Annotated in this window: 16 protein-coding genes; 8 read left to right on the forward strand and 8 right to left on the reverse strand. The window is 72.9% G+C overall.

Going from position 1 to position 19,037, the window contains the following annotated elements; translation table 11 throughout:
• Window positions 1–24 precede the first annotated feature (24 nt).
• Together ABT057_RS28620 and ABT057_RS28625 are read right to left on the reverse strand one after the other, a co-directional pair.
• The gene (locus tag ABT057_RS28620) at window positions 25–924 is read right to left on the reverse strand and encodes an alpha/beta fold hydrolase (protein WP_352346484.1); all 900 of its coding nucleotides are present in this window, start codon (window positions 922–924) and stop codon (window positions 25–27) included.
• Between the two features lie 123 nt (window positions 925–1,047).
• Window positions 1,048–3,291: a DEAD/DEAH box helicase gene (locus tag ABT057_RS28625; RefSeq protein WP_352346485.1), complete on the reverse strand. Its 2,244-nt coding sequence runs from the start codon at window positions 3,289–3,291 to the stop codon at window positions 1,048–1,050.
• A 520-nt stretch (window positions 3,292–3,811) separates the two neighbouring features.
• On the opposite strand from ABT057_RS28625, the gene ABT057_RS28630 reads away from it, so the two are divergent.
• Window positions 3,812–4,585 (forward strand): ferritin-like fold-containing protein, encoded by a 774-nt coding sequence (locus ABT057_RS28630; protein ID WP_352346486.1) that lies wholly within the window; start codon window positions 3,812–3,814, stop codon window positions 4,583–4,585.
• A gap of 22 nt (window positions 4,586–4,607) precedes the next feature.
• Here the strand turns inward: ABT057_RS28630 and ABT057_RS28635 are convergent, their stop codons facing one another.
• The 4 genes from ABT057_RS28635 to ABT057_RS28650 all read right to left on the reverse strand — a co-directional run bounded on the left by ABT057_RS28635 (window position 4,608) and on the right by ABT057_RS28650 (window position 6,542).
• Window positions 4,608–4,880, reverse strand: a complete 273-nt coding sequence (locus ABT057_RS28635) for a hypothetical protein (protein WP_352346487.1) — start codon at window positions 4,878–4,880, stop codon at window positions 4,608–4,610.
• 218 nt (window positions 4,881–5,098) lie between these two features.
• Window positions 5,099–5,326 (reverse strand): DUF3107 domain-containing protein, encoded by a 228-nt coding sequence (locus ABT057_RS28640; RefSeq protein ID WP_030784015.1) that lies wholly within the window; start codon window positions 5,324–5,326, stop codon window positions 5,099–5,101.
• Window positions 5,327–5,471: 145 nt separating this feature from the next.
• Window positions 5,472–6,113, reverse strand: a complete 642-nt coding sequence (locus tag ABT057_RS28645) for a TetR/AcrR family transcriptional regulator (RefSeq protein ID WP_069771643.1) — start codon at window positions 6,111–6,113, stop codon at window positions 5,472–5,474.
• A gap of 198 nt (window positions 6,114–6,311) precedes the next feature.
• The gene (locus ABT057_RS28650; protein WP_352346488.1) at window positions 6,312–6,542 is read right to left on the reverse strand and encodes an Rv3202a family protein; all 231 of its coding nucleotides are present in this window, start codon (window positions 6,540–6,542) and stop codon (window positions 6,312–6,314) included.
• Between the two features lie 267 nt (window positions 6,543–6,809).
• Between ABT057_RS28650 and ABT057_RS28655 the strand changes: the two genes are divergently transcribed.
• The 7 genes from ABT057_RS28655 to moeZ all read left to right on the forward strand — a co-directional run bounded on the left by ABT057_RS28655 (window position 6,810) and on the right by moeZ (window position 15,584).
• On the forward strand, window positions 6,810–7,781 hold the full coding sequence (locus ABT057_RS28655) for an alpha/beta fold hydrolase (protein ID WP_352346489.1): 972 nt from the start codon (window positions 6,810–6,812) through the stop codon (window positions 7,779–7,781).
• A 7-nt stretch (window positions 7,782–7,788) separates the two neighbouring features.
• The gene (locus ABT057_RS28660; protein WP_352346490.1) at window positions 7,789–9,108 is read left to right on the forward strand and encodes a DUF3152 domain-containing protein; all 1,320 of its coding nucleotides are present in this window, start codon (window positions 7,789–7,791) and stop codon (window positions 9,106–9,108) included.
• A 246-nt stretch (window positions 9,109–9,354) separates the two neighbouring features.
• Window positions 9,355–11,073, forward strand: coding sequence for a DUF3492 domain-containing protein (locus ABT057_RS28665; RefSeq protein WP_352346491.1), 1,719 nt, complete (start codon window positions 9,355–9,357; stop codon window positions 11,071–11,073).
• Window positions 11,070–12,347, forward strand: coding sequence for a hypothetical protein (locus ABT057_RS28670; protein WP_352346492.1), 1,278 nt, complete (start codon window positions 11,070–11,072; stop codon window positions 12,345–12,347). Before ABT057_RS28665 ends, ABT057_RS28670 begins: the two co-directional genes overlap by 4 nt.
• A gap of 286 nt (window positions 12,348–12,633) precedes the next feature.
• Window positions 12,634–13,596, forward strand: a complete 963-nt coding sequence (locus tag ABT057_RS28675; protein WP_352346493.1) for an NAD-dependent epimerase/dehydratase family protein — start codon at window positions 12,634–12,636, stop codon at window positions 13,594–13,596.
• Entirely contained in the window at window positions 13,584–14,342 is a 759-nt protein-coding gene (locus ABT057_RS28680; protein ID WP_352346494.1) for a spherulation-specific family 4 protein, read from the forward strand. Before ABT057_RS28675 ends, ABT057_RS28680 begins: the two co-directional genes overlap by 13 nt.
• 63 nt (window positions 14,343–14,405) lie before the next feature.
• The gene (moeZ, locus tag ABT057_RS28685) at window positions 14,406–15,584 is read left to right on the forward strand and encodes an adenylyltransferase/sulfurtransferase MoeZ (RefSeq protein ID WP_352346495.1); all 1,179 of its coding nucleotides are present in this window, start codon (window positions 14,406–14,408) and stop codon (window positions 15,582–15,584) included.
• A 65-nt stretch (window positions 15,585–15,649) separates the two neighbouring features.
• Here the strand turns inward: moeZ and ABT057_RS28690 are convergent, their stop codons facing one another.
• Window positions 15,650–17,212: an alpha/beta hydrolase gene (locus ABT057_RS28690; protein WP_352346496.1), complete on the reverse strand. Its 1,563-nt coding sequence runs from the start codon at window positions 17,210–17,212 to the stop codon at window positions 15,650–15,652.
• A gap of 154 nt (window positions 17,213–17,366) precedes the next feature.
• Entirely contained in the window at window positions 17,367–18,914 is a 1,548-nt protein-coding gene (locus tag ABT057_RS28695) for an alpha/beta hydrolase (RefSeq protein ID WP_352346497.1), read from the reverse strand.
• Window positions 18,915–19,037: the final 123 nt, after the last annotated feature.

Genomic DNA, 19,037 nt, shown 5'->3' on the forward strand with positions numbered 1-19,037 from the left:
TGCGGTTCGTGCTGTTTGTGCCGGTCACCGGTACGGGTTTTGCCGGGGGTGCCTGTCCCAGAAGCCGGCGAGGGCGTCGGCCGTCGGCAGGGGCCGGTCCAGGTTCGGCGAGTGTTCCGCGCCGGCGACGACCGTCCGGTGCGCACGCAGCCGCACGCCCATGTCGTCCAGGAGCGTCACCGGCCAGGTGTCGTCGCGCTCGCCCGACAGAACGTGGAACGGCAGCGGGACGGCGGCGAGTTCGGCCACGCGGTTCGGCTCGGTGCACAACTGGCGCCCTGTGGCCAGGAGTTGGGCGGGTTTGTGGTTCAGCCAGCGCAGTCGCAGCTGCTCCAGGTCGCCGAAGCCGCGGGCCGGACCGCCGACCTCCTCCGGCGGGCCCATCGCCAGGATCGCCCCCCACACCTCGGGCATCGTCATCACCGCGAGCGCGTCGTGCAGCAGTTTCACGCGCTGTTTCTGCGACTCGGAGATCTCTGCCGGACCCGAGGAGACCAGCGTGAACGAGACGAAGGGGGAATGGTCGACGAGGACGGCGGCGCGGGCGATCTGGCCGCCGAGGGAGTGCCCGACGAGGTGCAGGGGCGTGCCGAGAGCGGCCGCCTGCGCAAGCACGTCCCGGGCCAACTCCACACGAGCGTAAGGGGATTCGTCCTCGGCAGGTCCCTCGGACTCGTTCTGGCCGCGTCCGTCCACGGCGACGGTCCGGTAGCCGCGCGCGGCCAGCGGTTCGTGCAGCTGGTGGAAGTCCTCCTTGCTGCCGGTGAACCCGGGCAACAGGAGCGCGACACCCCGCTGTTCGACACCGGCGGCCACCGGGGAGTCGACGACCGCGAAGTCACCGCGCGCGGTCCGCAGCGGGTACGCACGGGCACCGGGGGGAGGCGGGAAGGGGCTCGAGGTGCTGTCGGTCGGCCTGGTCACGTGCCGAGGCTACCCGGCGGGCCCGGGTCCGTGAACGCCACGCCGAACGCCGACGGCCCGGCCCCTCCACGAGGGAGGGGCCGGGCCGTCGGGCCGTTCACCGGCCGAGCGGCCGTCCGTCCGTCAGCCGTCGGCGGGCTGCTCCGCTGCGGCGGCCGTCGCCTTGCGGGTGCGGCGGGGCTTGGCCACGGCCGGGGCATCGACGGCGGTGGCGGCGGTGGCTGCCGTGGCCGCGGTCTTGCGGGTGCGGCGCGGCTTGGTCTCCGGCTCCTGGGTGGCCTGGGCGGGGATGTCGGCGGTTGTCGTGGCCGGTGCCGGTGCCGGTGCCGGTGCCGGTGCCGGTGCCGTTGCCTTCGTCGCGGTCTTGCGGGTGCGGCGGGGCTTGGCCTCGGTGGCCTCGGCCGTGTCGAGGGCGCTCTCGGCGGCGGTCTCGGCGGCGGTCTCGGCCGCCGGGGTGGCGGTCGTGGCCTTGCGGGTGCGGCGCGGCTTGGCCGGTTCGGCGGCCTCGGGCGTGTCCACCGTCGCGACCGTCGCCTCGGCGGCGGCCGGAGCCGTCGTCCTGCGGGTGCGGCGGCGCGGCTTGGCCTCAGCGGCCTCCGCGGTGTCCACGGCGGCTTCCGCGGCCGGCTCCGCGACGGGGGCGGCCGGGGCCGCCTCCGCCGCCGTCGGCTCCGTCACCACGGGGACCGTGGCGGCCGGCGCGGCCTCCGCGGACTTGCGGGTGCGGCGGCGGCGCGGGTTCGCCGGGGTCTCGGTGGCCTCGGCGACCGAGGCGGTCTCCGGGGCGTCCAGAGCCGGACCCTCCGCCGTAGTCACGGCCGTCTCGGCGGCCTCGGGAGCGGCGGTGGCCGTCAGGGCGACGGCCTCGGCGGCCGCCCCGCTCCGCGTACGACGCCGGCGGCGCGGGGTGCGGGTCTGCGCGGCGGCCTCCTCGGCCACGGGCGCCGACTCCGGCGTGGTGACAGCGGGAGTCGCGGAGACCGGGGACACGGGGGACGTGGTCTGTTCCGGCGTGCCGTCGAGTCCCGCTCCGCCGCGGGTGCGACGGCGGCGGCGCGGCGTACGGGCCGGGCGCTCGCGTTCGCCGGCGCGCTCGGCGGAACGGGACTCGCCCCGGCCGCCGCGCTCGTCCCGGCCACCTCGGCCACCCCGGCCGCCGCGTGCACCGCGGCCGCCCGGCTCGCCCAGGTCCTCCAGCTCCTCCGCGTCGAGCCCCGCGCGCGTGCGCTCCGAGCGCGGCAGGACACCCTTGGTGCCCGCGGGGATGTTCATCTCCTCGAAGAAGTGCGGGGAGGTGGAGTACGTCTCCGGCGGGTCGTTGAAGCTGAGCTCCAGCGCCTTGTTGATCAGCTGCCAGCGCGGGATGTCGTCCCAGTCGACGAGAGTGACCGCGATGCCCTTGGCGCCCGCTCGGCCGGTACGCCCGACGCGGTGCAGGTACGTCTTCTCGTCCTCGGGGGACTGGTAGTTGATGACGTGGGTGACGCCTTCGACGTCGATGCCGCGGGCGGCGACGTCGGTGCAGACGAGGACGTCCACCTTGCCGTTGCGGAAGGCGCGCAGCGCCTGCTCGCGCGCCCCCTGGCCGAGGTCGCCGTGGACCGCGCCGGAGGCGAAGCCGCGCTGCTGGAGCTGGTCGGCGAGATCGGCCGCGGTGCGCTTGGTGCGGCAGAAGACCATGACCAGGCCACGGCCCTCGGCCTGCAGGATGCGCGCGACCATCTCGGGCTTGTCCATGTTGTGCGCGCGGTACACGTGCTGCGAGATGTTCGCGACGGTCACGCCCTCGTCGTCCGGCGCGGTGGCGCGGATGTGCGTGGGCTGCGACATGTAGCGGCGGGCGAGACCGATGACGGCGCCCGGCATGGTCGCCGAGAACAGCATGGTCTGGCGGCGCACCGGAAGCAGGTTGATGATCTTCTCGACGTCGGGCAGGAAGCCCAGGTCGAGCATCTCGTCGGCCTCGTCGAGGACGAGGGACCTGATGTGCTGCAGGTTCAGCTTCTTCTGGCCCGCGAGGTCCAGGAGCCGGCCGGGGGTGCCGACGACGACGTCGACGCCCTTCTTGAGGGCCTCGACCTGGGGCTCGTAGGCCCGGCCGCCGTAGATCGCGGTGACGCGCACGTTGCGCACCTTGCCCGCGGTCAGGAGGTCGTTGGTCACCTGGGTGCACAGCTCGCGCGTGGGGACGACGACGAGCGCCTGCGGGGCGTCGGTGAGGTCCTCGGGCTTCGCGCGGCCGGCCTCGACGTCGGCGGGGACGGTCACGCGCTCGAGGAGCGGAAGGCCGAAGCCCAGCGTCTTGCCGGTGCCGGTCTTGGCCTGGCCGATGACGTCCGTGCCCGAAAGGGCCACGGGGAGCGTCATCTCCTGGATGGGGAAGGGGCTGGTGATGCCGACGGCCTCCAGGGCCTCGGCGGTCTCGGGAAGGATTCCGAGCTCTCGGAACGTCGTAGTCAGGGTGCTGCCTCTTCTGTGTGCGCGGTGCGAGGCGAGCGCGGGGGTCTTTGACGGACCGTGCCGGGGACGTCGGCTGCCTTCGGGCCAACCGCTTGCGGCAAGCCGTATGGCACGGGACCTCTGCCGACGCTCTAGCGCTCGTACCGCTGGAGGGTGTCCCTCCGGTCGTCGTACGCGAAGTGCCGTACGGCCAGGGAGGGCTGTCGGGTCGGAGCCGATCGGGCCACCGACCGGGCATCCTCATACGTGCGGCCCGTCGAATATTCGGCAGGCGCATTACCACCATACCCCGGAATCGTGCACACGCGATGGCCGATTCGGTCACGTTGTGGTTGTCACACCGTCGGAGGCGGTCGTCCGGGTCCTCGTGGACGCACTGACTGACCAGGGACTTCCGCCCCGCGACGAGCGGGCTATTGTGCGCAGCATGACCACCTCTGACAAGCCTGACAACGCGCCCGACGAGCCCGCCGAGTCCGCTGCCGCCCCCGAGCCCGACGCCCCCACGGGCATCGCCGCCCAGGACTGGGCGAGCGCCTCGGCGGATCCGCAGTACCGGGCCGCGGTCGTGGATCTGCTCGGGGCGCTCGCGTACGGCGAGCTGGCCGCGTTCGAGCGGCTCGCGGAGGACGCCAAACTGGCGCCCACGCTGGAGGACAAGGCGGAGCTGGCGAAGATGGCGTCGGCGGAGTTCCATCACTTCGAGCGGCTGCGCGACCGGCTCACGGAGATCGGCGAGGGACCGACGCTGGCGATGGAGCCGTTCGTCGCCGCGCTCGACGGCTTCCACAGGCAGACCGCCCCCTCGGACTGGCTGGAGGGCCTGGTCAAGGCGTACGTCGGCGACTCGATCGCCAGCGACTTCTACCGTGAGGTCGCGGTGCGTCTCGACACCGACTCGCGCGCCCTGGTGCTCGCCGTGCTCGACGACACCGGGCACGCCGGCTTCGCGGTGGACCGGGTGCGGGCCGCGATCGACGCCGACCCGCGCGTGGGCGGACGGCTCGCGCTGTGGGCGCGGCGGCTGATGGGCGAGGCCCTGTCCCAGTCCCAGCGGGTGGTCGCGGACCGGGACGCGCTGTCGACGATGCTGGTGGGCGGAGTCGCGGACGGCTTCGACCTGGCCGAGGTCGGCCGGATGTTCTCCCGCATCACCGAGGCCCACACCAAGCGGATGGCGGCCCTGGGCCTGGCGGCCTAGTGCCGCTGCACTAGCGACCGGGCTACGCCGGCGAGGCTGATCGTCGCCGCAGTCGGCCGGCGGGGCGCAGCAGCAGGGAGAGGGACGCGGCGGAGACGATCGCCGCGCCGAGCAGGCTCAGCAGGAGGGTGCCGGGGCCCAGCGCGCTGTGGGTGACGAAGTCACCGAACAGGGCTCCGGCGACGCCCGTCGCGACGACGAGGGTGCGTACCGGCAGGCGGTGGGACAGGCGCTGGAGCGCGGCCAACGCGAGTGCGAGACCCAGCACAGCGGAGCCGAGCGCTTCCAAGATCATGAAGGTCCCTCCCGGGCGATGGAGCCGTGCACCGAAGTCGTAGCCCGTCATACCCGTGACCTGCGGAATGCAATCCTCATCTGTGGGCGACTTGTGGGCCGTCCGTGAACACGCGTGCGTGCAGCGGGTGAGGGCACGCCGTGCATGGAGGATGCGGACGGGGGAAGGGGCCCGGCGGTCGTGCCGACCGCCGGGCCCCTTCCCCCGATGCGTGTTGCCTACAGCGCGCCGAAGCCCACCTTGCGCGGGGCGGGCTCGCCCAGCTCGACGTAGGCCAGGCGGTCGGCCGGAACCAGGACCTTGCGGCCGTGCTGGTCCACGAGGCTGAGCAGCTGCGACTTGCCGGCCAGTGCCTCGGCCACCACGCGCTCGACCTCCTCGGGAGTCTGACCGCTCTCCAGAACGATCTCGCGGGGCGCGTGCTGCACGCCGATCTTGACCTCCACGGCTATGTCCCTCCGACGGTCATGAGGTGCGCGGGCGTCCGCGCCGTACGCTGCACACATTAGCCCGGTGAGGGGACGTGTACCGCGCGCCCGTCCACGCCAGGAGCGAACAGCGAGCGGGAACAAACGCGCGGGACGGGTGCGGTCAGTGCTGATCGGTGCCGTGCAGCGGGAAACCGGCGATGCCCCGCCAGGCCAGCGAGGCCAGCAGCTGCACCGCCTGGTCGCGCGGGACGCTGCGGTCGCTGTGCAGCCAGGAACGGGCGACGACCTGCGCCAGGCCGCCCAGACCGGAGGCCAGCAGCATCGACTCCGCGCGCGAGAGGCCGGTGTCCTCGGCGATGACCTCGCAGATCGCCTCGGCGCACTCGGTGGTGACCTTGTCGACGCGCTCGCGCACCGCGGGCTCGTTCGTCAGGTCCGACTCGAAGACCAGCCGGAAGGCTCCGCCGTCGTCCTCGACGTACGCGAAGTAGGCGTCCATCGTCGCGCGGACGCGCTGCTTGTTGTCGGTCGTCGACGCGAGCGCGCCCCGCACGGCCTGGATCAGCGACTCGCAGTGCTGGTCCAGCAAGGCTAGGTAGAGGTCGAGCTTGCCCGGGAAGTGCTGGTAGAGCACCGGCTTGCTGACGCCGGCCCGCTCGGCGATGTCGTCCATGGCGGCGGCGTGGTAGCCCTGCGCCACGAAGACTTCCTGGGCGGCGCCCAGCAGCTGGTTCCGTCGGGCACGGCGCGGCAGGCGCGTGCCTCGCGGGCGTGCCGCCTCTGTCTGCTCGATGGCTGTCACGCCGCCTCCCAAAGTCGTCCTCATGCGGTGAGCGCCGCGCCGCCATCGTACTTTTCGGTAACCCTGTGGCGCGCGGTGCGAGCGCAGAATTTCACGGACCGGACGATCACAAAAGCCGTACAGAAGGTTTTGAACCGGGACGGTCCGGGCAGAATGCGTCCCCTCCTCCCCGCTCCCGTTCGGCATGCCGGGACGACGTCAGCGGTAGTCGTCCTCGTCCAGGGAGACCACGCGCGCCTGTTCGACGAGGTCCGCCTCGTTCGCCCGCGCGGGGTCCACCTCCTCCAGCGGGTCGTCCCGCTCCGGGGAGACGTCCGCGTACTGCTCGGCGGCGTCGTTCTCCGGCGCCTCGACGTCGATCTCTCCGAAGTCGTCGTCCTCTTCCGCGAAGGTCTCGGGGTCGGTGGGGTCGGTGGGGTCGGCGGTCATGGCGGGCTCCCTTCTACGAACGTCCCTGGAACACGCAGGGGCCACAAGCGGGTGCCCTCGGTACGAGCCTAGGAGACACCGGTTTCGGACGCTATGCGATGTGCCCTTCATGTGTGCCGGTACGAGTTCTCGTGTGTGCCGGCACGGGGACGCTTCCGTGTGTGCCGGTACCGCTGCGCGTTCCACGGTGTCCCATCCGTAGCCGTGGCCGCACCTGTGACGGCGAACACACAAAGTCGCGCGTGATCGTCTCGTAACATTGCCCGCATGTCTTCGACCGAGCTGCCGTCCGTGCCGCCGACCAGTGTGCTGCCGAAGGCGGCATCCGTCAGGGTCGCGGAAGGGGAGAGACTGCGGTCGGTCGGGCTGCCGGGCGTCACTCTGACGGTCCGGTCCAGGCCGCCCGCGCGCGAAGGCCTCGAACCCGCGCTGTACGTGCACGGCCTCGGCGGTTCCTCGCTGAACTGGTCCGCGCTGATGGAGCTGCTCGACGGGGTCGTGGCGAGCGAGGCCGTCGATCTGCCCGGCTTCGGCGACTCTCCGCCGCCGGACGACGGCAACTACTCCGTCACGGCACACGCGCGTGCCGTGATCCGTTATCTCGACTCGGCCGGCCGCGGACCCGTCCATCTCTTCGGCAACTCCCTCGGCGGCGCGGTGTCCACGCGCGTCGCCGCGGTGCGCCCCGACCTCGTGCGCACCCTCACACTGGTCTCGCCCGCCCTGCCGGAGCTGCGCGTGCAGCGCACCGCCCTCCCCACGGGTCTCGTCGGCCTCCCCGGCGTGGCCGCGCTGTTCACCCGCCTGACCCGGGAGTGGACGGCCGAGCAACGGGTCAGAGGCGTCCTGGCGCTCTGCTACGGCGATCCCGGCCGGGTCTCCCCGGAGGCGTTCCAACACGCGGTGGAGGAGCTGGAGCGGCGGCTGCAACTGCCGTACTTCTGGGACGCGATGACCCGCTCCACCCGCGGTGTGCTGAGCGCCTACACACTCGGCGGCCAGCACGGGCTGTGGCGGCAGGCCGAGCGGGTCCTCGCCCCGACCCTGCTGGTCTACGGCGGCCGTGACCAGCTCGTCGGCTTCCGCATGGCCCAGCGGGCCGCCAGGGCGTTCCGCGGCTCCCGTCTGCTCACACTGCCCGACGCCGGGCACGTGGCGATGATGGAGTACCCGGAGACCGTCGCCATGGCGTTCCGGGAACTGCACGCCGTGACCGCCGACACGACCGCGAGGGGCTGAGGCAGACGTGGGACGCCACAGCCGGCGCGGACCGGCCGCCAAGAGTGCGCCCAAGAACTCGTCCGACCCCTCGGACTCCCCCGACGCGACCGGTGTTGCGAGGACTCCCGACGGCACGCCGGCGCACGGCGTCCCGAGGTACCCCGACGGGACCCCCGCGCACGGCGTTCCACGGGTCCGCGGCGGGCACCCCGAACAACGGGAGGCCGGGGGCGGCTGGGGCGACCTGAGGACCCGTCAGGGGGGTTCCGGGCAGCAGCCGGTGATACCGCGTCAGCGGCCGGCGCCCCCGCAGGGTCCGCGGCGGGGACCTCGCCAGGACTACCTCGACGCCTTCGACCGCGACGAGGACGAGGACGTCTTCACGCGCGGGGGACGGCCGGCCCCGCGCGCGCGGGACAACGTCACCGTCACGGCCTCGACGGGCCTGCCCGTCTCCGGAACCGACCGGGATCCGGGTGTGGACGTCCGCCCCGCCCCGGCGGACACCGGTGCGGACGGCGACGCGCCGCCCGGCACACCGCCCGCGGACGCCAAGGGCACCAAGGGGCGGGCCTTCACCGGCATCGCGGCCGCCGCGGTCACGACGGTGCTGGCCGTGGTGGTGGCCGGGCAGGTCACCGGTGCCCGGAACGACGATCGCGTCCAGTCGCGGTCGGCGGCCGGCGGCGCCCTGGGCTCCGCCGTGCCCAGCCCCTCCGCGTCCTCGTCCCCGACGGCCGTGACGCTGACGTACGAGCAGAAGATGGACACCAAGTACAAGCTCGCCGCGGGGCTCAAGGGGTCCGGGAAGTTCGACGTGATCCCCGGCGTCGACAAGGCGCCCGGCAAGGGGCGGAAGTACACCTACCGGGTGGACGTGGAAGAGGGGCTCGGTCTCGACGGCACGCTCTTCGCGCAGGCCGTGCAGAAGACGCTGAACGACGACCGCAGCTGGGCGCACGACGGCGCGCGCACCTTCGAGCGGATCAGCTCCGGCACGCCCGACTTCGTCATCACCCTCGCCAGCCCCGGCACCACCGCCGTCTGGTGTGCCAAGTCCGCCCTGGACACCACCGAGGACAACGTCTCCTGCGACTCGGCCGCCACCGAACGCGTCATGATCAACGCGTACAGATGGGCGCAGGGATCGACGACATACGGCGACGAGATCCACGCGTACCGGCAGATGCTGATCAACCACGAGGTCGGTCACCGGCTCGGCAAACACCATGAGAACTGCCAGAAGGACGGCGCCCTCGCGCCCGTCATGCAGCAGCAGACCAAGTTCCTCGACCACGACGGGATCCACTGTCTGCCCAACCCCTGGCCCTACCCCCGGAGCTGACGCCGGCTCACCGGTCCGGTGGGCTCCGGGGCGGCCGGCCCGCCGTCCCGGAGTGACGTTTCGCGTTCATCCGATCTCTTAGCGCGACCGAACGCCGCCCGCACGGGAAAGTTACGACCGTTCACCCCTTTTGGTGGCGCGATGGACAACCGTCCGTCGCGCCACCGCCTTGTCCGCATACGTTCTTCCCGCTGCGAGCCGCCGGACCAACGACGGCTCCTCTGACGGGAGATCGGGGGTGCGTGCGTGCGCATCGGACTGCTGACGGAGAGTGGCTATCCGTATGTGAGCGGTGACGCCGGACTCTGGTGCGACCGGCTCGTGCGCGGGCTCGGGCAGCACGAGTTCGAAATCTACGCCCTCAGCGGTGGCCGAGCACAGGAGAAAGCGGGCTGCGTCGAGCTTCCACCACACGTCGGACAGGTGCGCACGGCGCCCCTGTGGACGGCGGAGGAGGACGGGGTCGCGTACGGCAGGCGTGCACGCCGGCGCTTCACCGAGTGCTACGGGGAACTCGCGGCCGCCCTGTGCGAGGGCCCGACCTCTCAGGCGGACCGTTTCGCCAGCGGCCTGTACGGACTGGCCGAACTCGCCCGTGACGAGGGCGGACTGGTGGGCGCCCTCCGCTCCGAGGACGCCGTGCGCGCCCTGGAGCGCGCCTGTCGCGCACCCGGCGCGCCGCGCACGGCGCGCGAGGCGTGCGTACCCGAACTGCTCACCGTGGCCGCGCATCTGGAGCAGGCGCTGCGCCCCCTCTCGCTGGACTGGTACCGCGAAGGGGGCGGCGCCGGGAACGCCGGCGGCCTCGGAGAGGTGGACCTGTGCCATGCCGCGTCCGGCGGAGCGGCGGCGCTGCCCGGGCTGCTCGCGCGGCACTTCTTCGACGTACCGCTGGTCGTGACGGAGTACGGGGTGCGGCTGCGGAGCCACTACCTGGGCTCCGGCAGCCCCTCCGCCGAGGCGGCACCCGTGGTGCGTGCCCTGCTCGCCGCCTTCCACGGCCGGCTGGCCACCGAGGTCTACCGGCAGGCGGCCCTCGTCACACCAGGCCACGCGCACGCCCGCCGCTGGCAGGAACGCTGCGGCGCCGACCGCGCCAAAGTGCGCACGGTCCACCCGGGCATGGACGCCGCCCGCTTCGCCGAGGTGGGCGACGCCCCGGACACCGCCGATCCGCACACCCTGGTCTGGGTCGGCCGGGTGGAACCGGCCAAGGACCTGGTCTCCCTGCTGCACGCCTTCACGCTGATCCGCAAGGACGAGCCGAGGGCGCGGCTGAGGATCATCGGCGCACCGGCCGGGCCCGAGGGGCAGGCGTACCTCGGCCACTGCCGGATGCTCGCCGCACAGCTCTTCCCCGACGAGGCGGAGGGCCCCCACGCCGTCGGCGACAACCCGGTCTCCTTCGCGGAGATCGGCGACCCGGAGGCACCCGGCCTCGCGGAGGCCTACGCGGCCGGTGCCGTCGTCGTCCTGTCCAGCGTCGTCGAGGGCTTCCCGGCGGGACTGGCCGAGGCGATGTTCTGCGCCCGCGCGACGGTGTCGACGGATGTCGGCGCGGTGGTCGAGGTCATCGGCGGCACCGGACTCGTCGTCCCGCCCCGCAACCCGCGGGCGCTCGCGGAGGCATGCGGAGCACTGCTGCGCGACCCCGAGCGCCGTGCGCGCCTGGGCGCGGCCGCCCGCGCACGCGCACTGGAACTCTTCACGGTCGAGCAGAACATCGCGGCATTTCGCGGCATTTACCTCGAGGTCGTCTCCCGGAACCCGGTCCGCAGAGTCGTCCTCGACGCCGCGGGCGACCCCCGTCCCTTCGCCGTCCCGGCCGAGGCCCGGCTGCCCGGCCGCTGGACCGGCCTCGGGGCACGCGTCACCGCCCGGCGCGGTCCGGGCTGGGCGGCCGGCCCGCCGGTACGGGGAACAGCGGCCGTCGCCCCCCTCACCCTCACCGAGGGGGCGCGATGAGCGGGCTGGGCGAACTGGACCGACCGGGCACCCCGGAACAGGGCGAGGCCCGCAACGAGCGGTCGCGCACCCTGGCCCCGCCCACCACCTCCGACCCGGCCCCTGACCGGGCCCCTGCCCCTGATCCGTCCCCCGTCCCCGACCGGTCCTCCGCCCGGCACCGGCCTCCCGCGGCCCGCCGCGGCGGTACGGCGGACCCGGTGAAGGCGCTGATGCACCGGCACCGCGACCTGTGCGAACGGGCCGTCGACCCGCTGGAGATCGCGGCCGGTCTGGAGGCACACGGCGTCACCGACCGCACCGCCGTCCGCTTCCGGCACCGGGACGTCTTCTCCCTGGCCGAGGAGATGTACGCCCGCGTCCCCCGGGACGGCGACACCCCGACGCGCCCGGCGCCCAGCGCGCTCCCGCGCCCCCGCCCGCACCGGGCTCTGCTCACCCTGCTGCCGGGCGCCCTGTGCGCGGCGGCGGTGACCGGACTGCACCTCACCCAGGGGCGGGCCCGCCTCCTCGTGGCCACGGCGGGCGTCCTGGCGGTGGCCCTCGCCCTGTGCGCGGCACTGCGCAAGGGCCCGCTGGGCCCGCACGGCGGCAGCCGGCCCGACCGGCTGCGGGCCGGCGCCTGGACCTGCTGGCTCCTCGCCTACGCCGCCCTCGGCGACGGTCTCCTGCGAGCCGCCGTGGAAGGAGGCCCCGACACGCTGCCCACCGGCGCTCCGGACGGCCCCTGGCCACTCGCCACAGCGCCCCTGCTGACCCTCACCCTGGCCTGCGCGCCGGCCGCCGCGTGCGCGCGTCTCCTCGCCTCCCGGGCCCGCCGCCGACTCGACGTCAGCCGAGGCCTGGAGGAGTTCACGGCCTCCGTACAGCCGCTGCTGCTCGGCGTGTTCGCCCTGTTCATGGGCGCGCTCACCGCGCTGACCGCCCTGTGCGGCGCGGCCCGGGGCGAGCCCGGCGCCTACACCCCCGTCCTCACCCTGGGCGCGCTGCTGTTCCTCGCCCGCCTCCTCACCGTGCACGGCTTCACGCACGCCCCGGCGACCGTCCTCGCGGCCGCAGCCGGCGCCGAGGTGCTGGCCGTGGCCACGGTCCTCGCGGGCCGTCTCCCCGGCTGCGGCCTCCTGGCCGTCCCCGTCGAGACCCTCGTGACCGGCTGGGGCCCCGCCGGCGTCCCGGCCCTGGTCTGCTCGGCCGCCGCCCTCACCCTGCTGGTCCACGCGACCCGCACGCTGACCACGGCCTCGGCCCACGCCCGAACGGCCCCACCGTGCTGACGCCCCGCCGCCCGGACCCCCCGACCCCCTTTCCGCGCGCAGCGCCACCCCCACCGTGCCCGGACGACCGCACGACGCCCGCGCTCCTCCACCCAGCCGCAGGCAATCCGCAACACCCTCGAAGGAGAGACCAGATGACCACCTCCCGATCCGGAGCGACCGGACCCACCGGGGCACCCGCGGTCGCAGGAGCCCCCGCGGTCACAGGAGCAGTCGGAGCACACGGCACGACCGGAGCCCACGCCCCCCGGACGACAGCCGCGGCGCACACCCCGGGAGCCGCACGATGAGGGTTCTGCTGATCGGAGCCGGCGGCTACCTCGGCCGCTTCGTCGCCGACCGTCTGCTCGCCGACCCGGCCGTCCAGCTCACCGCGCTCGGCCGCGGTGACGACGCCGACGTCCGCTTCGACCTCGCCTCCGGCAGTCCGGGCGCGCTCACCCGCTTCCTCGACGCCGTCCACCCCCAGGTCGTCGTCAACTGCGCGGGCGCCACCCGCGGCGGCGCCCGCGAACTCACCCGGCACAACACCGTCGCCGTCGCCACCGTCTGCGAGGCACTGCGCCGCAGCGGCTGCGGCGCCCGTCTGGTGCAGATCGGCTGCGGCGCGGAGTACGGCCCGAGCCAGCCCGGCTCCTCCACCGCCGAGGACGCCGTCCCCCGCCCCGGCGGCCCGTACGGCGTCAGCAAACTCGCCGCCACCGAACTGGTCCTGGGCTCCGGTCTCGACGCCGTCGTCCTGCGGGTCTTCTCGCCGGCCGGACCCGGCACGCCCGCCGGATCCCCGCTGGGCCGCCTCGCCGAGGCCATGCGCCGCGCCATGCAAGCCGGCGACGGCGAACTCAAACTCGGCGGACTCGGCGCCCAGCGCGACTTCGTGGACGTCCGCGACGTGGCCCGCGCGGTGCACGCCGCCTCGCTCTCCGCCGCGCAGGGCGTGATCAACATCGGCTCGGGCCGCGCCGTCCGGCTGCGCGACGCCGCCGCGATCCTCGCCCGCGTGGCCGGATACGGCGGCGCCCTCCACGAACTCGACGCCCCGCCCGGAGCCCATCTCCGCCCGGCCATCGGCCACCCCCGCCCCGACTCCGACCACGCGGCCCCGGTCGCGTACCCGTACCCGGACGGCTGCGGCAGCTGGCAGCAGGCCGATGTGCGCACCGCCCGCGACCGGCTCGGCTGGCGGCCCCGGATCAACCTCGAGGAGTCCCTCGCCGACATCTGGATGGAGGCGGCATGTCGTATCTGACCGGCGCCCCGGCGGGCGCCGCGGGCACCGGCACCACCGACCTCCGCACCGGCCTCGGCGTACCCGGCATCGCCCACCCCCTCCTCGCGGCGGCCGAGTGGGGCGACCTCGCCCGCCCCGGACCGCCCCTGCACTGGGTCGTCCTGAACGTCGCCGACGGCCCCGGCGTCCACCCCGACCCGCACTGCCTCCAGGCCGCGGGCCGGCTGCGCAACGCGGGTACCCGCGTCCTCGGCCGTCTCGACACCGCCCACGGACTCCGCCCCTTCGCCGAGCTCGTCGCCGACGCGCAGCGCTATCTCGACTGGTACCAGGTCGACGGCTTCCTCCTGGACCGCTGCCCGGCCGGGCGGGACGCGCTCCCCGAGATCCGCCGTGCCGTCACCACCCTGCGCACGCTTCGGGACGCGTCCCACATCGTCCTCGGCCACGGCACCCACCCGCACCACGGCTACGCCGAGCACGCCGACCAACTGGTCACCTTCTGCGGCCCGTGGACCGACTACCGCTGGTCCCAGGTCGCCGAATGGACCGCCGACCATCCGCCCGAGCGGTTCTGCCACCTGGTCCACGGCGTGCCCCGCCGCCACCTCGACGAAGCGCTGCGCATCGCCCGCTGGCAGGGCGCGGCGACGATCTGGTTCACCGACCGGGGCGACCGCGGCGGGCTGTGCGATCCCTGGGAGGGCATGCCCGGTTACTGGGACGAATTCGTCTCGCGGATCGGAACGGGTGTCTCGGAATGAAAAAGGCCGTGGCACTGTTACACGCAGAACAACTGTTGTGATCGACCGACCAACGGAGTCCCCGTGTCGTTGCCACCCCTGGTCGAGCCAGCCTCTGAGCTCACCGTAGACGAGGTTCGCCGGTACTCCCGCCACCTGATCATCCCCGACGTCGGGATGGACGGGCAGAAGCGGCTGAAGAACGCCAAGGTGCTCTGTGTGGGCGCCGGCGGGCTGGGCTCGCCGGCGCTGATGTACCTGGCCGCGGCGGGCGTGGGCACGCTCGGCATCGTGGAGTTCGACGAGGTCGACGAGTCGAACCTGCAGCGGCAGATCATCCACAGCCAGGCCGACATCGGCCGCTCCAAGGCCGAGTCCGCGCGCGACTCCGTCAAGGGCATCAACCCGTACGTGAACGTGATCCTTCACGAGGAACGGCTCGAGGCCGAGAACGTGATGGACATCTTCAGCCAGTACGACCTGATCGTCGACGGCACGGACAACTTCGCCACCCGCTACCTGGTCAACGACGCCTGCGTCCTGCTGAACAAGCCGTACGTGTGGGGCTCGATCTACCGCTTCGACGGCCAGGCCTCGGTGTTCTGGTCCGAGCACGGTCCCTGCTACCGCTGCCTGTACCCGGAGCCCCCGCCGCCGGGCATGGTTCCGTCCTGCGCCGAGGGCGGTGTCCTGGGCGTGCTGTGCGCGTCCATCGGCTCCATCCAGGTCACCGAGGCGATCAAGGTCCTCACCGGCACCGGTGAGCCCCTGGTCGGCCGTCTGATGATCTACGACGCCCTGGAGATGCAGTACCGCCAGGTCAAGGTCCGCAAGGACCCGGACTGCGCGGTCTGCGGCGACAACCCGACCGTCACCGAGCTCATCGACTACGAGGCCTTCTGCGGCGTCGTCTCCGAGGAGGCCCAGCAGGCGGCGGCCGGCTCGACGATCACTCCCAAGCAGCTCAAGGAGTGGATCGACGACGGCGAGAACATCGAGATCATCGACGTCCGCGAGCCGAACGAGTACGAGATCGTCTCCATCCCGGGCGCCAGGCTGATCCCGAAGAACGAGTTCCTCCTGGGCACCGCCCTGGAAGGACTGCCGCAGGACAAGAAGATCGTCTTGCACTGCAAGACGGGTGTCCGCAGTGCGGAAGTCCTCGCGGTGCTCAAGTCCGCGGGCTTCGCGGACGCCGTGCACGTCGGTGGCGGTGTGATCGGCTGGGTCAACCAGATCGAGCCGAGCAAGCCGGTCTACTGACCCTGGCTGCCCTTCCGGTCGGCGGGGGCTTCGCGCACCACGGGTGCCCGAAGCCCCCGCCGCCGTCATGAGCAGACCTTGCCGTCCTTCGGGACCGTGCCCTTGAGCAGGTAGGCGTTCACCGTGGCGTCGACGCAGTCGCTGCCACTGCCGTACGCCCCGTGCCCCTCGCCCTTCCAGGTGAGCAGCACCCCGACGTCCTCGCCCAGCTCGTCCGCCATCTTCCGGGCGCCCTCGTACGGCGTCGCCGGGTCCCCCGTGTTGCCGACGAGCAGGATCGGCGCCGCACCCGCCGCGCTCACCTCCGGGGTGTCGTACTGCCCGGCCACCGGCCAGTCGTGACACCAGCCGGCCGTGTCCCAGCCCAGGAAGTCGCCGAAGACCGGCGAGATCTTCTCGAACTCCGGCAGCCGCTTCTTCGTCTCCTCCGCGGTCGGCCGCTGCCTGTCGTCCAAGCACGATATGACCCGTTGGGAATGGGTCGTCGTGCCGTAGTTCCCCGAAGGGTCCCGCTCGTTGTAGCCGTCGGCGAGCGAGAGCAGCTCGGATCCGTCACCGTCCTGCGCCGACTCCAGGGCACTCGTCAGCGTCGGCCAGCTCTGCTTGCTGTACAGCGGCAGGACGATGCCGGTGACGGCGAGCGTCTGGGTGAGCTTGCGGCCGTCGGCGGTCGGCAGCGGTCTGCTGTCCAGCCGGTCCAGGAGGCGGGCGATCTTCTTGCTGCCCTGTTCGGGGTCCTGGCCCGTCGACTTCAGGTAGTCGTCGAGCGCCCGCTGGAAGCCCCGCGCCTGGTTCTCGGCGTGGCCCACCGTGTCGGCGCTCGGGTCGACGACCGCGTCCAGGATCAGCCGCCCCACGTTCTTCGGGAACAGGTGGGCGTACACGCCGCCGAGCTCGGTGCCGTAGGAGATGCCGAAGTAGTGCATCTTCGGGTCGCCGAGGACCTGCCGCATCAGGTCCATGTCGCGGGCGGTGTCGGTGGTCGAGACATGGGCCAGCAGCTCGCCCGCGGCCTTCTGGCAGCCCTTGCCGAAGCCGGTGGCGTCCTGGAGGTACGTCTGTTCCTCGGCCGGGGTGTCCGGGGTGGCGTCGAGGGACTCGGCGGCCTGGATGTCCTTGTTGCTGCGGCAGCGGATGCCCTCGCTGGCGCCGACCCCGCGCGGGTCCCAGCTCACCAGGTCGTAGTGCTCGCGGAGCGAGGAGAACGTGGAGCCGAACGCCGGGAGCGTCGACACCCCCGAACCGCCCGGGCCGCCGAAGTTGAACAGCAGCGAGCCGATCCGCTGGCTGCCGCTCGCCCGGGACCTGGCGCGGATCAGCCCGAGGGAGATGGTCCGGCCGTCCGGCTTCGACCAGTCCAGCGGGACCTTCAGCGTGGCGCACTGCCAGTCGCTGCCGGGCGCGGCGGAGTCCGCGGTGGATCTGCAGCGGCCCCAGCCGGGTTTCTGCCCGGTGAGCGAGGCCGGCAGGGCGGCAGCCGTGGCCGTGCCCGAGGAGGCGGCGGACGGGGTTGCGTCGGCCTTCCCGCCCTTGTCGTCCCGCCCCCCGTCCGACGAGCCGCTGCCGCAGCCCGCCACCAGCAGTGCGGCGGCGGCGCCCGCCGCCGCCCACCGTAGGAATCGCGCCATGTGCCCTTTCCCCCCTCACGGACCGTCCGCGCCGGGTGGCGGGACGGCTGTCAGGCCATGGTAGGCGGATTCCAGCACACCTGTCGGAGCCTGTGGATAACCTTTTGACCTGCTGTTTCTTCGTGGATTTGAGGGGTTTTCCGCAGCGGTGGCGTCAGGAGCAGACGGTGCCCGCGGCCGGCACCGCGCCGTTCAGCAGGTATCCGTTCACGGCCGTCCGCACGCACTTGTTCCTGCTGCCGTACGCGCCGTGCCCCTGCCCCTTGTAGGTCAGCTCGACGCCGACACCCTTGCCCAGCGCGTCCACCATCCTGCGCGCCCCTTCGTACGGGGTCGCCGGATCGCCGGTGTTGCCCACGACGAGGACGGGCGCCGCCCCCGCAGCGCTCACGTCCGGGTGGTCGGCGGCTCCGGGTACGGCCCAGTCGGTGCAGCCGACCAAAGACCAGGCCAGCCAGTTCCCGAACAGGGGCGAGGCGGCGCGGAACTCCGGGAGCCGGTCCTCCACGTGACCGACGGAGTAGCGCGGCTTGTCGTCGGAGCAGTTGACGGCCGTGTTGGCGGCGGCGATGTTGCTGTACTCGCCGTTCGCGCTGCGGCCGTTCAGCGAGTCGGACAGCAGCATCAGGATCCGGCCGTCCCCGTCGTACGCCTCCGCCAGTCCCTCGGTGAGGTACTCCCAGAAGTCCTTGGAGTAGAGCGCCTGCGCGATGCCGTTGGTCGCGGCGCTCTGGGTCAGGCTGCGTGGGAAGACGCCGGGGATCGGCCTCGTGTCGAGGTCCTTCAGCAGCCTGGCGATCCGGTCCTTCACGTCCTGAGCGGTGTCTCCGACCGGACAGTCCTCGGCTTTGGACGTGCAGTCCTCGGCGTAGTTGTCGAGCGCCAGCTGGAAGCCCCGGGCCTGCCCGAGGGCGCCCTGCTCGGGGTTCTGCGTCGGGTCCACGACCGCGTCGAAGACCACGCGACCCACCTTCTTCGGGAACAGGTGGGCGTACACGCCGCCGAGCTCGGTGCCGTAGGAGATGCCGAAGTAGTGGAGCTCGGTGTCGCCGAGGACCTGGCGCATGAGATCCATGTCGCGGGCCGCGTCGGTGGTGCGTACCTGCGGCAGGATCCTCTTGGAGTTCTTCTCGCAGGCTGCGTTGAAGTCCCTGGTGTTGTCGAGCAGGGCGGTGCGCTCGGCGTCGTCGTCGGGTGTCGTGTCCTGCTGGAAGTACGCGTCGAGCTGCTGGTCGTTCTCGCACTTCACGCCGGCGCTGCGGCCGACTCCGCGCGGGTCGAAGCTCACCAGGTCGTATCGGGTGCGCAGGGCCGCGTAGTCCTGTCCGAACGCGGGCAGGCTGCTGACGCCCGACCCTCCGGGCCCGCCGAAGTTGAAGATCAGGGAGCCGATCCTCCTGCTCGGGTCGCCGCTCGCCTCGGCCCGGATCAGCGCGATCCCGATGGTGTCGCCCTTCGGGTCGTCCCAGTCCAGGGGTGCCTTCAGAGTGGCGCACTGCCACGGGTCGCCGTCCGGCAGCGGGGACGGGGCGCTGCCGTCGCCCTCCGACGCGGACGGCGCGGGGCAGTCCTTCCAGTCCAGCTTCTGAGCCGTGAGGTCCTCGTCGTCGCCCGGGTCGTCCCCGCAGCCGGCCACCAGGGAGGACAGCAGGAGGGCGGTCGCGGTCAGGGCGGCGGCGCGCAGCCGGGAGGAGGTCGGCATGATCCCATCGTGGGGTCGTGCCCGCCCACGCGCGCGGGGCGCGGGCCGTACGAGGTACGGCCGCCCCTGCGCTCAGTGGTGTTGGTCGGAAAGGTTCGAGCCGGCGAACCGTCCGGTCACAGC

Origin of the sequence: Streptomyces sp. NPDC002588 (genome assembly GCF_040295925.1) — a bacterium.
Taxonomy (GTDB): Bacteria; Actinomycetota; Actinomycetes; order Streptomycetales; family Streptomycetaceae; genus Streptomyces.

Excerpts from the sequence above, each read along its gene's own strand:
- ABT057_RS28655 (WP_352346489.1), top strand. The coding sequence starts at position 6,810 with ATGTCTTCGACCGAGCTGCCGTCCGTGCCGCCGACCAGTGTGCTGCCG.
- ABT057_RS28625 (WP_352346485.1), bottom strand. The coding sequence starts at position 3,291 with ATGACGCTCCCCGTGGCCCTTTCGGGCACGGACGTCATCGGCCAGGCC.
- ABT057_RS28680 (WP_352346494.1), top strand. The coding sequence starts at position 13,584 with ATGTCGTATCTGACCGGCGCCCCGGCGGGCGCCGCGGGCACCGGCACC.
- ABT057_RS28675 (WP_352346493.1), top strand. The coding sequence starts at position 12,634 with ATGAGGGTTCTGCTGATCGGAGCCGGCGGCTACCTCGGCCGCTTCGTC.
- ABT057_RS28630 (WP_352346486.1), top strand. The coding sequence starts at position 3,812 with ATGACCACCTCTGACAAGCCTGACAACGCGCCCGACGAGCCCGCCGAG.
- ABT057_RS28635 (WP_352346487.1), bottom strand. The coding sequence starts at position 4,880 with ATGATCTTGGAAGCGCTCGGCTCCGCTGTGCTGGGTCTCGCACTCGCG.
- ABT057_RS28670 (WP_352346492.1), top strand. The coding sequence starts at position 11,070 with ATGAGCGGGCTGGGCGAACTGGACCGACCGGGCACCCCGGAACAGGGC.
- ABT057_RS28690 (WP_352346496.1), bottom strand. The coding sequence starts at position 17,212 with ATGGCGCGATTCCTACGGTGGGCGGCGGCGGGCGCCGCCGCCGCACTG.
- ABT057_RS28695 (WP_352346497.1), bottom strand. The coding sequence starts at position 18,914 with ATGCCGACCTCCTCCCGGCTGCGCGCCGCCGCCCTGACCGCGACCGCC.
- ABT057_RS28650 (WP_352346488.1), bottom strand. The coding sequence starts at position 6,542 with ATGACCGCCGACCCCACCGACCCCACCGACCCCGAGACCTTCGCGGAA.